This is a genomic window from Microbulbifer epialgicus (assembly GCF_041447265.1).
Lineage (GTDB): Bacteria > Pseudomonadota > Gammaproteobacteria > Pseudomonadales > Cellvibrionaceae > Microbulbifer > Microbulbifer epialgicus.
Map to the genome: position 1 here is coordinate 1 of NZ_JBGMEK010000046.1, position 15637 is coordinate 15637.

The window sequence follows — 15637 nt, forward strand, 5'->3', positions numbered from 1 at the left end:
CCCAGGTAATCGATCTCCCCGTTGTGTCGCCAGCGCACCAGATCGCCGGAGCGGTACATGCGCACACCCGGCTCGAAGGGGTTGGCGACAAACCGCTCGGCAGTCAATCCCGGTCGGCCCAGGTAGCCCCGCGCGAGCCCGGCGCCGGCTATGTACAGCTCACCTGCTACGCCCACAGGCACCGGTTGCAAGGTCTCGTCAAGGACGTAGGCTTGCATATTGTCTAGCGGGCGACCGATGGGCACGGTACTCGCGTCCGCTGACAGGGGTGGCACTGCACTGGTCAGCGCAAAAGTTGTGGTTTCCGTGGGACCGTATCCGTTAACAATGCGCAACTCCGGGTAACTGAGCTGCAGCTTGCGTACCGCCTCCACCGCCAGTACGTCGCCACCTGCGTATACCTGTCGCAACCCCGCAAAGAGGTCCGGGGTGGATTCGACAAACTCGTGAAACAGTCCCGCGGTCAACCACAGGCTGTGCACGTTATGTGTTTCGACAATACGCCTTAGTTCATCACCCGAATTCTGTCCGGGCGGCGCGATTACCACGCGACCGCCATTCAACAGTGGTACCCAGAGCTCATAGGTGGACGCGTCGAAGGCGTGGGGGGAATGCAGCAATACCACCTGCGGCTCCTGGGAAAAGCGCCTATCGCGGACAAATTCGACGATATCGCGCTGGCCCACGGCGACGCCTTTTGGCATGCCGGTGGAACCGGAAGTAAACATCACATAGGCGAGCTGTTCCGGGTAGATAGCACGCTGTACCTGGGCGAAATCGCTATCATGCTCGCTGTCGAGCGCATCCAGCCGCAGCACATTGGCATGAACCAGTGCGCGGCCATCGAGACTGGTATCGGCGACCAGGATCGGTGCCCGAGTTTCGGCGAGTACCTGTGCCAACCGCTCATCGGGGTACTGGTGGTGCAGCGGTACGTAATAAGCGCCGGTCTTGACTGTGGCGAGTATCGCCACGACCAGATCGGCGGAACGATGCAACAATAGGCCCACTCCGCACTCGGATCCTGCGCCCCGCTGCCGCAATACCTGGGCGAGCCGATTCGCGCGCCGGTCCAGTTCGGTGTAGGACAGCTCTGCACCTTGCTCGTCGGTGATCGCGACGGCATCCGGGGTGGCGGCTACCTGGGCTGCAAAGCTGGCAGCCAAGGATTCCACCGGGACCGGGTAGGCGGTGTCATTGTATTGCAGCAACAGTCTCTGGCGTTCATGCCCATCGAGTAGTTCGACCGCGCCAATGCGGATGGTGTCGTCTTCGGCGATTTGGACAAGCATTCGCACCAGGTAGCGCATGATACGCTCGGCGGTTGCGGCATCGAACAGGTCGCTGGCGTATTCCAGCGCAATATCGAGGCCGTCGGCGGATCCATCTGCGCCGGTGCGTTCGGCGAAGGCGAAACTGAGATCGAACTTGGCGACGTCCATCCCGAACTGCACTTCGCGGCAATCTAATCCCGGCAGGCAGAATTGCGCACTTTCCGTATTTTGCAGCACCATCAGTACCTGAAACAGCGGGTGGTGCGACAATGATCGCGCAGGGCTCAGCAGTTCCACCAGCTGTTCGAAAGGAAGATCCTGGTTTTCGTATGCACCCAGATCGGCTTCCCGGACCCGCGCCAACAGTTCGTGAAAATGGGGGTTGCCGGAGGTATCGGTGCGCAATACCAGAGTATTGAGAAACAGGCCTACCAAGTCGGCAAGCGCGCTGTCGGTTCGCCCGGCCAGCGGGCTGCCAATCGCTATATCAGTTCCGGCACCAAGCCGGGTCAGAGTTCCCGCCAACGCCCCCTGTAGCACCATAAACAAGGTGGTACCGCGGCGCTCGGCAATAGCACACAGTCGCCGGTGAACATCTGCCTCCAACAGGCAGGTATGCTGCCCGCCGCGATGGCTCGCACGAATCGGGCGTGGCCGGTCGGCCGGCAGCGATATCTGTTCCGGCAAGTCGGCCAGTGTCTCGCGCCAGTAGTCAATCTGATGCGCAAGCAGGCTCGCGGGATCGTTTTCCTCACCGAGGAGTGCCTGTTGCCACAGCGTAAAGTCGGCGTATTGAACTGGTAGTGGTTCCCAGTCTGGCGCTTTCCCGGCCAGGCGCGCACTGTAGGCACTGGCGAGGTCGCGCGCGAGCGGCGCGAGCGAGGCACCGTCGCCGGCGATGTGGTGCAGCAACACCATGAGTGCGTGATCTTCTGCCCCTAGCCGGAACAGCGTGACCCGCAGCGGAATCTCGCTGCCCAGGTCAAAAGCATGGGCAGCCGCTTGCGCGAGCGCGCCGACGAGTTCTGACTCGTCGCATCCAACGAGTTGGACCTTCGGTTCGGCCCGGTCCAGTACCTGTTGCACCGGACTGTCACCGGGCGGAAAGATGGTCCGCAGGCTCTCGTGGCGGTCGCAGAGATCTGTCAGCGCCGCACTGAGCGCATCCACGTCGAGCGGGCCTTGCAGGCGCAGGGCCAATGGCAGGTTGTAAGTCGGGCTTGGGCCCTCGAGCTGGTGCAGGAACCAGAGGCGGCGCTGCGCAAACGACAGTGGCAGTGCGTCCGGACGAGGCATCGGCTGCAACGCTGGCCGTCGCGTCTGAACCGGGTCGAATGCCCTCACCAGCGCGGCGACAGTCGGAGCTTCAAACAGCGCCCGAATTGGCAGCTCGACATCGAGTTCGCTACGAATCCGGCTGATCAGACGGATCGCCAGCAGTGAATGACCGCCGAGCGCAAAGAAACTATCGTCTATGCCGACCCGCTGCTGCCCCAGCACCTCGGCGAACAACTTGCACAGTGTTTCCTCCTGCGGGGTGCGCGGGCCGCGAGTATTCGTAGGTGAAAAGCCAGGCGTGGGCAATGCTCTGCGGTCGAGCTTGCCGTTGGGCAGCAGAGGCAGTGCATCCAGCGATACGATTGCCGCAGGTACCATATACTCCGGCAGGCGTTCCACGAGCCGTGCTTCCAACGACTCCCGTTCACAGGACCCCACCACATATGCCACCAGTTGCTGCTGCCCCGGCTGGTCCTCGCGCAGAAGCACGGCGTTGCGCACGAAGCCCGCACGGGCAATCTCTGCCTCGATCTCCCCCAGTTCGATGCGGAAGCCCCGCACTTTCACCTGCTGATCTGCACGGCCGCGATGGATGATGACGCCGTCTTCCCGCCAAGAGGCCAGATCGCCAGAGCGATACATACGTTCGCCGCGACCAAAAGGATCCGCCACGAAACGTTCAGTGGTCAGGGCCGGGCGTTTCAGGTATCCCCGCGCCAGCGAGCGGCCGGCGATGTAGAGCTCACCGGTAACGCCGGCTGGAACCGGTCGCAAGGCGCTATCGAGCACATAGAGCCGGGTATTCCAGATAGGGCCACCGATAGGTACACGATCCGTTTCCGCGTTGCCGCAAAGCCAGCCGGTAACTCCTATGGCAGTCTCCGTCGGGCCGTAGGAGTGATACAGCTGACCGTCAATTTGTGCGCTCACCCGCTGCTGTAAATCAACGGATAAGGCCTCACCGCCACAGATGATCCGACGCAGGCCGGTGCAATTCGTCGCATCGAGTTCCTCCACGAACATTTCCAGCATCGAGGCAACGAAATGCACCGTCGTGATCTGCTCGCTAACGATCAACCGCGCCAGGTAGGCCGGATCGCGGTGCCCATCGGGGCGTGCCACGACCAGGCGGGCCCCCTGCAGAAGCGGCCAGAAAACTTCCCATACGGAAACATCGAAACTGACCGGCGTCTTCTGCAGCACCGCATCGTCCGGTGCCAATTCATACTCGGCCTGCATCCACGCCAGACGGTTGGCAATAGCGCCGTGGGAAATGATGGCGCCCTTGGGTTTCCCGGTTGAACCGGACGTGTAAATTACGTAAGCAGGGTGGGTTGCGCGCAGAGGGCACAGCCGCGTCACATCAGTGGGCGATGCCGCTGGAGCTTGCGCGAGGCGCCGACAGAAATTCGCATCGTCGAGTTCTAACAATGGTGTCCGTGACGACAGTCGTCCGGCGAGATTCCCGTGGGTCAAAATACATTCCGGTGACGCATCCTCAATCATGTCGGCAATCCGGTCCGCCGGGTAACCGATATCCAGCGGTAGGTATGCCGCTCCCGCTTTGAGGACCGCGCACAAAGCGACCACGAGATCCAGTGAGCGTGGCAGCGCCACGCCGACGATGCTTTCCGGGCCAATGCCGTTGGCGATCAGGCTGTGTGCCAGGCGGTTCGCACGGGCCTCAAGCTCCCCATAGCTGAGTAACTCGCCCTCGAAAACCACCGCAGTTGCATCCGGGGCCGCCTGCGCCCGCCGCGCCAGCCCCTCAGGCAGCAGCGTTGGCAGCACTGATTGCGTTGTGTTGTTCCACTGACAGAGCTGAGTCAATTCGCGCTCGTCAAGCAGCTGCACATGGGCCACGCGCTGTTGCGGTTGATACACCAAAGTCTCCAGCAGGCGCTGGTAACGGCGACCAAGACGCTCAATCGCCGCGCGATCGAAGACATCCGGCCTGTAGCTGAGCTTGAGCTGATAGGGGCGGCCCGGAATCAGCGCCAGGCCCACCGGGTAGTGGGAGGTATCACCACCGTGGTGGCTGTGCAGCTCCACTTGCAAGGTTTCGTTATCGGTACTCTCGTCACCATTGCCGACGGGAAAGTTCTCAAACACAACCAGCGTATCGAACAATTCACCGCTGCCGGTGATGCGCTGTATCTCACTCAAACCCAGGTGTTGGTGATCGAGCAGCGCCGACTGCTGGGCCTGTAGGCGCAGGATCAGTTCTTCGAAAGTCTCCTCGGGGCGCAGTCGCAATCGCACGGGAATGGTATTGATAAACAGCCCCACCATGCGCTCGACCCCGGGAAGTTCTGGTGGTCGGCCGGATACCGTGCTGCCAAATACCACGTCGTCACGGTGTGTCAGGCTACCCAGCAGCAGTCCCCAGACTGCCTGTATCATCGTATTAATCGTTGCCCCCAGCCGGCGGGCCTCCCCGTTGAGTGCCGCCGCCAGGGAGTCGGGCAGGTTCAGACGCAGGGTCTCCGGCACTGCCGGTGCAGTGACCGCCACTGCGATGCGGGAAGGTTCGGAAAAGTCGGCGAAGGCTTGACGCCAGGCAGTGCGGGCTGCCTCCACATCGCGGGAGGTAAGCCAGTGCATATAGTCCCGGTACGGCGTGACCGGCGGTAGAGACGCCACATCGCAGCCGTTGTGATACAGCGTGAACAATTCCTGCAGTAGTAGCGGCGAGGACCAACCGTCGAGCAGTATGTGGTGGCTGGTGAACAGCAGGTAATGCTCAACCGGCGACACGCGCACCAGCGCAAAGCGCAGAAGCGGCGCTTTGGTCAGGTCGAAACGCTGCTCCCGGTCCCTGCCTATTGTTTCCTGCAGGCCGTGCAAGCGCGCACCGGGTTCCAATCCGCTCAGATCCAACAGGCGCCAGGGTACTTCGACACTGCGCTGGATAACCTGTACCGGCTCCTTGATCTTGTGATGGACAAAGCCCGCGCGCAGGCTGGCATGGCGCTGCAACACCGCCTGGGCCGCGGCCTTCAGCGCGCTGGTATCGAGCGGTCCTCGCAGCGAGAACACCATCTGCACCACGTAGCTGTCCTGTACTTCCCGATCGTACAGCGCGTGGAACAGGAAGCCGTGTTGCAGTGGCGATAGCGGCAGTAGATCTTCAATCCGGGAGTTGCTCATAAATGGATTCCAAAAGTTCGATATCCGCCTGGTCCAAGGCGACCATCGGCACGTCTGAAGGCGTTAGCGTGGAGGTTGCGGCACGGTCGGCGAAATCGGCAATCCGGCGAAGTGCGCTGAACCAGCACTCCGCCAGATCTCGCACCGCGGGCTCGTCCAATAACGATCCGGCCCAGATCCAGTTTGCAGTCAGGCGCGGCCCGTCCGGCTCATCCCGAACCAGGGCGTTGAGTTCGATTACGTGGGCGAGAGGCTGGTCATTATCACTGCCTCCCGAGAAGGCCCCCTCTTCCGGCGCCGGCCCCCAGCTACCTGTTGACTGGGCACTACCGAAGCGACCGAGATAGTTGAAGCCGATCTGTGGCGACGTCGACTCGCCCAGGGCCTGCCGCCCGGCCTCGTGCAAATGACGCAGCAGGCCGTAGCCGATACCGTTATCGGGTAACTGGCGCAGCTGTTCCTTGATTGACTTCAGTGCCCGCTCCAGTTCCTTGCCGCCCTCCAAGGCCGCCACCGGATCGAATTCAGCGGTGTGCAGGCACACCGGAAACAGGCTCGTGAACCAGCCCACAGTGCGCGAAAGGTCGGCGTCCATCAGGCCGTCCATGACCACTGTCTCGCGGCCGTGACCTTCCAGATCAAAACGGATTCCCTCCACCTCCTGGCCACGTCGCTCATGCCAGATGTTCAACGCGAGGGCAAACGCAGTCAGCAACACATCGTTCACGCGTCCGTTGATCTGTTGTGGGGCCTTCGTGAGCAGTTTGTCCGTGGTACCGGGATCTAGCTCCATTGCCAGGCTGCGCTCAGTTGCGAAGGTATCGCGCTGCGGATCCAGAGCCCGATAACCGATGGGTGGATCCTCTCCCTGCAGCGCCGACTGCCAGAAAGTCAGCTCGTCCGCGCGGCGCGCGGCGGCGTCGATGAGGCTACACGCCCACTGCCGGAAGGATGTCGGCACCGGTTGCAGGGACACGGTTGCCGCAGCATCTTGCGTCTGTTCATAGGCGACCTGTAGGTCCGGCAGCAGGATTCGCCAGGAGACCCCGTCGACTACCAGGTGGTGCGCCACCAACAACAGACGCGAATCGTCACCGCCATCGAACCAAACCACCTGTAGCATGCGCCCGGAGTGGGGGTCGAGCCGCGACTGTGCTGCCTGCGCTTCGGCGCGCAGCACAGATGCACGGGAATCCGCGTCCAGGTGCTGCAGCGATACCCGCTGCAGCACCTGGTCGAGGTCGATACTCGCAGGGGCAAGAATTTCCAGTTGGCGATCGGCTAGGACGCACATCCGAAGTGCGTGGTGTTGTTCGAGCAGCACCTGTAACGCCCGGTGCAGCCGCGACTCAGTGAGCTCGGGCACCTGCATCAGCATCGACTGTTGGAATTGTGCAAAAGGACCGCCCTGATCGAACAAGTCGCAGATGATCGGCGTCGGCGGCAGTGGGCCAACCGGATCGATCGACGGGCCGGCCAAAACCGGCGCGGCTGGTGCGGCAATCATCGCCAGGGCGCGTACCGTTTTATGCTGAAAGATATCGCGTACACTTAACTGCCACCCCGATTGACGGGCACGGCTGATCAGCTGGATGGAGCTGATACTGTCACCGCCCAGGCTGAAGAAACTGTCGTCCAGGCCGACAGCGCCGATACCCAGCACCTCGCCAAACAGCGCTGCCAACGTCTGCTCAATGGAAGTACCGAAGATTGCCCCGGTGTGTCCCGACACTTCTGCCGGTGCCGGCAGCGCCCTGCGGTCCAGTTTGCCGTTAGGTGTCAGCGGCAGGGCGTCTATGGCCACAATCGACGACGGCACCATGTAGTCTGGCAGCCGATCCTCTAATCGGCGCCGCAAAACCACGCCGTCTACTGATTCGCATGCGGGGTCTGCCACAACGTATGCAACCAGTTTCCGACGCCCGGAGCCGTCTTCGAGGTCCACCACCGCATTGCGCGGGTGCCCCAACTCTGCAAGTGCCGCTTCGATTTCTCCCGGCTCGACGCGGTGGCCGCGGATCTTGATCTGCTGGTCCACGCGACCCAGGTGTTCCAACTCGCCATCGTCGCGCCAGCGAACCAGGTCGCCGGAGCGGTACATGCGCTCTCCCGGGACAAATGGATCGGCAACGAAGCGCTCTCCGGTAAGGCCCGGGCGGCCCAGATACCCTCGCGCCAGACCGGCACCGGCGATGTAGAGTTCGCCGGGCACGCCGGCGGCTGTCGGCTGCAGACGCTCATCGAGTAGGTACAAGCGCAGGTTGCGCAGTGCCTTGCCAATGGAGGGGCGCTCGCCCTCGGCACTGTCGTCAATGACCGCATAGCTCGCGTCGACGGTGCACTCCGTGGGACCGTAATAGTTGTAGCCGCTGACTCCTGGCTGGTTGCGCAGCGCCTTCCACTGGCCCCCCCCTATAGCCTCTCCCCCCAGAACAATCAGGCTCGGGTGGTGACGCTCCGGGGCCAGCAAGCCCAGGGTTTTGAGCTGTTCGAAGTAGCCGGGCGTGAGGTCCACGCCGTCGATTAACTGCGTGGCGATATAGCCGATCAGAGCCTCGCCGTCGCGGCGCAGCAACTCATCGATCAGGTGCAGTTCCTGTCCGGCGCACATCCACAGCAAGCCCTCCAGGGAGGTATCGAATGCCAGCGATGCGGTCATCGCGAAGCGGAACCTGTCCCCCTGTCGATGCCGCAGCGCTGCGGCAATCAGGCTATCGCGCTGGGCTTCGAAAAGGTTGGCGAAGGCGCCGTGAGTCACTATCACACCCTTGGGCCTGCCGGTGGAGCCGGAGGTGTAGATTACGTAAGCAGGGTGAGATGCCATCAACGGCGTCCGCCGCATGTGGTCATTGGGATTGTTGGGAGCAGCGGTCTGCAGCGCACCGCGGCCGGATTCGTCGTCCAGCGACAACAGCGGGACAGCGGCATCGCACAGGCGCTTGAGTCCCGGCGCGAGCTCGGTCGTAGAAATGACCGCACATGGCGCGGCCTCCTGCATTAGATCCCGCAGGCGTTGTGCCGGGTGCTCCAGGTCCAGTGGCAGGAAGGCGGCTCCCGACTTCAACACGCCCATTTGTGCAACCACTGCGTCCGACGTCCGCGGCAATGCCAGCGCAACTATGTCTTCAGCGCCAATCCCCCATTCAATCAACAGCTGCGCGATGCGATTGGCGCGTTCGTTTAATTGTGCGTAGGTGAGCGAAGTATCTGACGACACCAGTGCCACTGCATCCGGGGTTTGCGCTGCCTGGGCCTCGAAACCTGCGCCGACCGAAAGCAACTTCTGTGGCGCGCGGGGGCCGGCCCAGGCTGCCAACAGTGCCCGGCGCTCACCGGCCTCGAGCAATGGCAGATCGGCAATGCCCCGCTCCGGCGCCACCGCAACGGCCGCCAGCATTCGCCGGACGAAATCGAGCATACGGCGGGCGCTGTGCTCGTCGAACAGGTCTGTGGCGTATTCCACCAGACACACCAGCCCCGCGGGCCGACCGTCAAGCCCCTCGATCTCGGTAAAGTCGAAACTCAGATCAAATTGCGCGATGCCCAGATCGAGTTCCGCCCGGCGACACTCCAGGCCGGGCAGTGTCAGGTCACCACCGCGCTGGTTTTGCAGCGATAACATGACCTGGAACAGCGGGTGATGCGCCATGGAGCGCGCCGGGTTGAGTGCTTCCACCAGTTGTTCGAACGGCACTTCTTGGTGTTCGTAGGCGGCCAGATCTGTCTCTCGCACCCGCGCGAGCAGCGCGCGAAACCCTGGATTGCCTGAAGTGTCTGTCCGCAATACCAGCGTATTGAGAAACAGGCCAACCATTTCCTGCAGCGCCGTCTCGCCGCGTCCCGCAATGGGTGTACCAATCGCGAGGTCGGTACCGGCGCTGAGCCTGGTCAGCGTCGCCGCCAGGCCGGCGTGCAGCAGCATAAACATCGTGACCCCGCTAGCGCGGGCAAGCGCGCGCAATTGCGCGTGCAGCTCTGCGTCTATCGTGAGTTCCAGATGCCCGCCCGAATAACTCGATACCGCTGGTCGCGGTCGATCAGTCGGCAAGGTGATGCATTCCGGCAGCTCATCCAGGGTTGCGGTCCAGTAGTCCAGTTGTTTTGCGATCGCGCTTTCCAGATCCGATGCATCGCCCAAACACTGTCGTTGCCACAGGGTGTAATCCGCATACTGCACCGGCAACGGCGACCACTGCGGAGCGCGATGATGCAACCGGGCGACATACGCCTCCGACAGGTCTCGCGCCAACGGCGCCAGTGAAGCACCGTCGCCGGCGATGTGATGCAACAGCAGCAGTAAGGCGTGATCCTCTGCGCCCAGGCGGAACAGTGTCGCGCGCAGCGGAATCTCCCGTCCCAGATCGAAGGCGTATTCCGCGGCTTCTGACAGCGCCACACGCAGCGAATCAGGCGTGGTGGATTTGCGCCGCAGCCTGAGCTGCGCGTCTGGCAACACCTTCTGGTATGCGCTATCTCCCGCCGGGAAGATTGTCCGCAGGCTCTCGTGTCGGGCCACGACATCGTTCAGCGCGGACTCGAGGACATCACTGTCGAGCGGTCCCTCCAGCCTCATCGCCAGTGGAATATTGTAAGTGGCGCTCGGCCCTTCAAGCTGGTGCAGGAACCACAGCCGTTGCTGACCGTAGGACAGTGGCAACATTGGCGGGCGCAACTGTGGTGTCAGGGGCGCCCGCGCGTCAGCACCGCCGCCCAAGTACGTGGCGAAGGTGGCCACTGTCGGCGCCTCGAACAGCGCGCGGATCGGCAACTCCACGTCGAAGGTGGTCCGCACTTGGCCAATCAGTTGCGTCGCCAGCAGCGAGTGGCCGCCCAGTTCAAAGAAGCTATCGTCGATCCCTACCCGCTGCAGTCCCAGCACTCGGGCGAACAAATCGCACAGCAGTGCTTCCTGGGCGGTGCGCGGGCCACGCCCGCCGGCACCGATAAATTCCGGAGCCGGTAGTGCCTTGCGATCGAGCTTGCTGCCATTGGCGGTCAGTGGTAAGGCCTGCAGCGCCATAATTGCCGATGGCACCATGTATTCGGGCAATCGCTCGCCCAGCTGCTGGCGCACCGCTGTGGCGTCCACCTCAGCTGCGACCACATAGGCCACCAGCCGCTGAACTCCCCGCTCGTCCTCGCGCACTATGACCGCATTGCCGGCATAGCCGAGCGCTGCCAGCGCGGCCTCTATCTCTCCCGGCTCGACTCGGAAGCCACGCAGCTTCACCTGCTGATCCACACGACCCAGATAGTCGAGTTGGCCGTCCGCGCGCCAGCGCACCAGATCACCGGAGCGATACATCCGCGTTCCCGTGGCAAACGGATTTGCCACAAACCGTTCCGCAGTCAAAACAGGACGGTCAAAGTACCCGCGCGCCAGCCCCTCGCCAGCAATGTACAACTCGCCGATCACGCCCGGTGGCACAGAGCGCAGGCGCCGATCCAGCACCAGCAGCTGCGTGTTTGCCACCGGCCGTCCCAAGGGTGGTGCGCCGCAGCCGGAGAGCGCGCCACTGATCGCGGCGCAAATCGTACTCTCAGTGGGTCCGTAGGCATTGATCATGCGCCGCCCAGCGGACCAGGACGCCACCAGGTGTCCGGGGCAGGCCTCACCACCTACGATCAACGTGGTGGGCCAGGGAAGCGACTCCGGTTTCAGCCCGGCCAGCGCGCTCGGCGGCACCAGTGTGTGCGTAATGCGCTCCGCCGCCAAGGTACCTGCCAGAGCGTCCCCCAACAGTAAACCCGGAGGCGGCAGGATCAGCATCGCCCCCGCGGCCAGACACATCATGATCTCCATGGTCGCCGCATCAAAACTCATGGATGCAAACTGCAGCACACGGCTGTCCGCATCCAGGGCAAACCGTTCGATCTGAGTGCGGACGAGGCTCGGCAGCCCCGCGTGCGCCACAACCACTCCTTTAGGCCGGCCGGTCGACCCGGAGGTGTAGATCACATAGGCCGGGTGGCGATGATCCAGCGGCTGCAATCGTTCGCCATCGGTGGGATTGTGGGAAGCACTGCGAGCGGCCTCTGCGGCAAACGCGCCCTCATCCAATAGCAGTATCGGCGCGCCCGCCGGAAGTCTTGCGACCACGGCACGTGTACTCAGCAGATAGCTCGGGTGAGCGTCGTCGAGTAGGAATGCCAAGCGCTCGGCCGGAAAATCGGCATCCAGTGAGAGGTAGGCGGCACCCGCTTTCAGTACGCCGAGGAGTGCCTCGACCATCAACGGCGAGCGCGGTACTGCCAGTGCAATCCGGTCTTCCGGCCCGACGCCGCGCGCGATCAGCGCGTGGGCAATGCGGTTGGCATTTTCATTGAGCTGCGAATAGCTCGCGGTACCACTGGACCAGGACAGGGCCGGCGCGTTTGGTACGCGTGCCACCTGTGCCTCAAACCACTGAGACACCGTCTCCTGGTCTACATGCAGGTCAGTCGCGTTCCACTCGCACAACTGCTGGTACTCACCGGCATCCAGCAGCTCTATCCGCCCGACCGGACAATCCGGCTGCTCTACCAGGGTCTGTAACAGACCTACAAGCCGGCCCATCAGTTGCTCGACCCACACGAACTCCAGGCGGACCGGATCGTAATTGAAGCGCAGTGAGAGCCGGTTGCCCGGGTTGACCAACAGGCTCAGCGGGTAGTGGGTTGCGTCTTCGCTCTGGAAAGCACTGACCTGCAGATCACCAAGGGCCGAATCCAGTCCACCCTGATCAATCGGATAGTTTTCAAACACAAACAAGGTGTCGAAAAGTTGCTCGAAACCCGCCAGCCGCTGCAGTTCGGCCAGGCTGAAATACTGGTGTTCCATCCGCTCTGTCTGCCGCTGCTGCAACTGTGACAGCACCTCGATCAGCGACTGTTCATCGCCCCAGCGCAGGCGGGACGGCACAGTGTTGATAAAGAACCCAATCATGCTACCCACATCGCTGAGTTCCGGCGGCCGGGTGGAGACCGTCGTCCCGAACACCACGTCCTGACGGCCGAGCATTTGACCCAGCAACAACCCCCAGGCCCCCTGCACCACGATATTCAGTGTGAGATCGTGGCGCCGCGCCAGCTGGCTCAATTTCCGGGTCAGCTCTACTGACAACTCCCGCTGGCAATCCCCCTGACTGACGGAGGCTGTTGCAGTCCCCGGCAACAGCAAGGTGGGTTCCGCAATGCCTTCCAGCGCCGTGCCCCACACTTCACGGGCCTGTGCCAGATCGCGGCGATCCAACCAGCCGAGATAATCCCGGTAGGGGGTAACTCGCGGCAGCGACGCACCGCCGTATAGGTCGAATAACTCCTGCACCAGCACTGGCAGCGACCATCCATCGAGTAGGATGTGATGGTTGGTGATCAGCAGACGATGCTGGCAGTCGTCCAATTGGGCCAGCAGAAATCGCAGCAACGGCGCGGTGGCGAGATCGAATCCACGGGCGCGTTCGGCCTCAATTGCACGAGCACAGTCGTCTTCGCGCTGTGCTTGTGGCTTCCGACGCAGATCCAGATACTGCCAGTCCAAGGGGGCGGTCTGTGGAATCACCTGCACAGGTACCTCCAGCCCCTGATGCGCAAAAGCGGCGCCCAGGTGTGGGTGGCGCTGCACTAACTGTGCTGCCGCATTTCGCAGGCGCGCGCTATCGAGCGGGCCGGACAACTCAAACCGCACTTGCACGACATAGGGGGCGGCGCCGTCACGACCGTATAGGCCGTGGAACAGCAGTCCCTGCTGCAGCGGCGTCAGTGGCAGCAGGTCCACCACTGCCCCGGCGCCGCCATAGCGCGCCTCGAGCGCTTCTATTCGGTCCTGCTCCAGCGCCACCAATGGAAGATCGGAAGGTGTTAGCCCGCCGGCGCTGTCCCTAACTGGCAGCGACGCCATGGCGCGTAACGCGCGTTGGTAGGTTGCCGCCAGGTCCTCGATCTGCGCCCGCGAGAATAACGCGCGCGGCCAGGACCAGGTGGCGACAAACTCTGGGCCGCCCTCGCGATCACGAGTGAGCGCATTGAGTTCGATACCATGGGCAATAGGAATCTGCGCCTCGCCGTAATTTTCGACTTCCTCTTCGGTAGGTAGCCAGTCGCGACCTTCTGCAACACTCATGCGGCCGAGATAATTGAAACTCACCTGTGGTTGCGGCTGCGCTGCCAGTTGCGCACCTCTCTCTGCATTGAGATAGCGCAACAGGCCGTAGCCCAAACCGTTATCCGGGACCGCCCGTAGGCGCTCTTTGGTCCGCTTGACCAGGCGCTCCAATTCAGTTTCTGCGGCGAATGCACGCGCACGGTCGATACCTGACAGATCCAGATACAGGGGGTACAGGCTGGTAAACCATCCCGCGGTACGGGAGAGGTCGAGGCCGTAGCGATCGGCCTCGCGACCGTGGCCTTCGAGACTCAGCAATACTGCATCGCTCCCACGACCCTCTTCTGCCGCTAGTTGCCGCGATCGCCAGTCGGCCAAGGCCAAGGCAAAAGCACTCAGCAGAACATCGTTGATGCGCCCGTGGAATAGTGCTGGGACCTGTGTCAGCAGCGGAGCGGTGAATTCCGTCGCCAGGGTGACTGTCAACCGCTCCACGGTGGCACCAGAATCCCGCTGCGGGTCGAGTGCCAGTGGGCTGAGCGGAGGATCGATCAACCCGGCCGGCAGGGTCCAGAATGGCAATTCCTGCAGCCGCGCCTGGGACTGAGCGTCTTCCAGCAGCCGCTGCGACCACAGGCGCAGCGAGTGCGAGGGCGGTGCCAGACGCGGTGTTTTCCCGGCGCTCACCGCCTCCCACGCGGCCTGCAGATCCGGCAGGAGAATTCGCCAGGTGACTCCGTCGACGACCAGATGGTGCAGCACAAGCAGCAGTCGGCCTGGTTCAGCGCCGGCATCCAACCAAACGGCCTGCAGCAGCAAGCCCCGTTCCGGTGCAAGCGCCTCGGTGGCTTCCCGTACAGCCTGATCAATGCCCGACCGCTTTGCATCGGCATCCAGACCCGCTATCGATACCCGCCTCAGGCAGTTGTCGATGTCCACTGATCCCGGCTCACGCACCAGCAGTCGCCACCGCCCTTCCCGCTCTGCAGTCAGTCGCAAGGCGTGGTGGTGATCCACCAACGCCAGCAGCGCGTCTCGTAGGTGAGCTTCGTTCAGGCCAGCCGGAACACGCAGCAACATCGTCTGGTTGAAACCGTTAGCCAGGGCTTTCCTTTCGCGGAACCAATGCACTATCGGCAGGGGCTCGACCTCACCGACTGGCTGATCGTCCACCGCGACCTCGGCAAAACCGTCAACCTCCCGGGCAACCGCCGCCAGCGCGGCGGCGCTTTGGTGTTCGAAGACGTCCCGCGGTGTGATCAGGAGGCCGGCGTTGCGCGTCAGACTGACGAGCTTGATGGAGATAATGCTGTCGCCACCCAGATCGAAGAAGCTATCGTCTATCCCCACGCGGGACAAACCGAGAACCTCGGCAAACAAATCGGTAAACAGCTGTTCATTTGCATTGCGCGCGGCCCGATACTGACTCGACGGAGCCAAGTCCGGCGCCGGTAGCGCCTTGCGGTCGACCTTGCCGTTGGGCGTCAGCGGTAGCTCCGGCAACAACACCAAGACCGGTTGCATATAGTCCGGCAGTTGCGCCGCGACGTAGTGACGAATGTCACTGAAGGTATCCAGATTCGACGGATTATTGGTACAGGCGGCCAGCTCCAAGCGAACGGGAGGCCGGTACAGATGCGTCAATGCCGGGCACTCGAGCGCGTCCGCGTAGTCGGCGCAGACAAACAGCATATCCAATCCATGGTCGACTGTACTCGCCCAGGTACTGGCCACGTGGTAACCCAACGCCTCCCCGAGCACGCGAAGGGTTGCCACTTCATCTTGCTGGTCCCCCGGGCCCTGCAGGAGGCGGGCGCGCACAGCACTAACATCCGCCCCGGCATCCAGCGCC

General features: G+C 62.7%; 2 protein-coding genes (1 of these 2 cut by a window edge). Both read right to left on the reverse strand.

The genetic code is table 11. From position 1 onward, the window contains the following. Positions 1-5702: non-ribosomal peptide synthetase (locus ACCI49_RS16780; RefSeq protein ID WP_371840260.1), on the reverse strand; the 5702-nt coding region annotated here is incomplete at its 3' end. Further along, a protein-coding gene (locus ACCI49_RS16785; protein WP_371840261.1) for a non-ribosomal peptide synthase/polyketide synthase crosses the window boundary here: on the reverse strand, positions 5683-15637 show its end. 17855 nt of this gene lie beyond the right edge of the window; the window shows 9955 of its 27810 coding nt (coding positions 17856-27810); its start codon lies off the right edge, out of view; its stop codon occupies positions 5683-5685. The genes ACCI49_RS16780 and ACCI49_RS16785, both read right to left, overlap by 20 nt.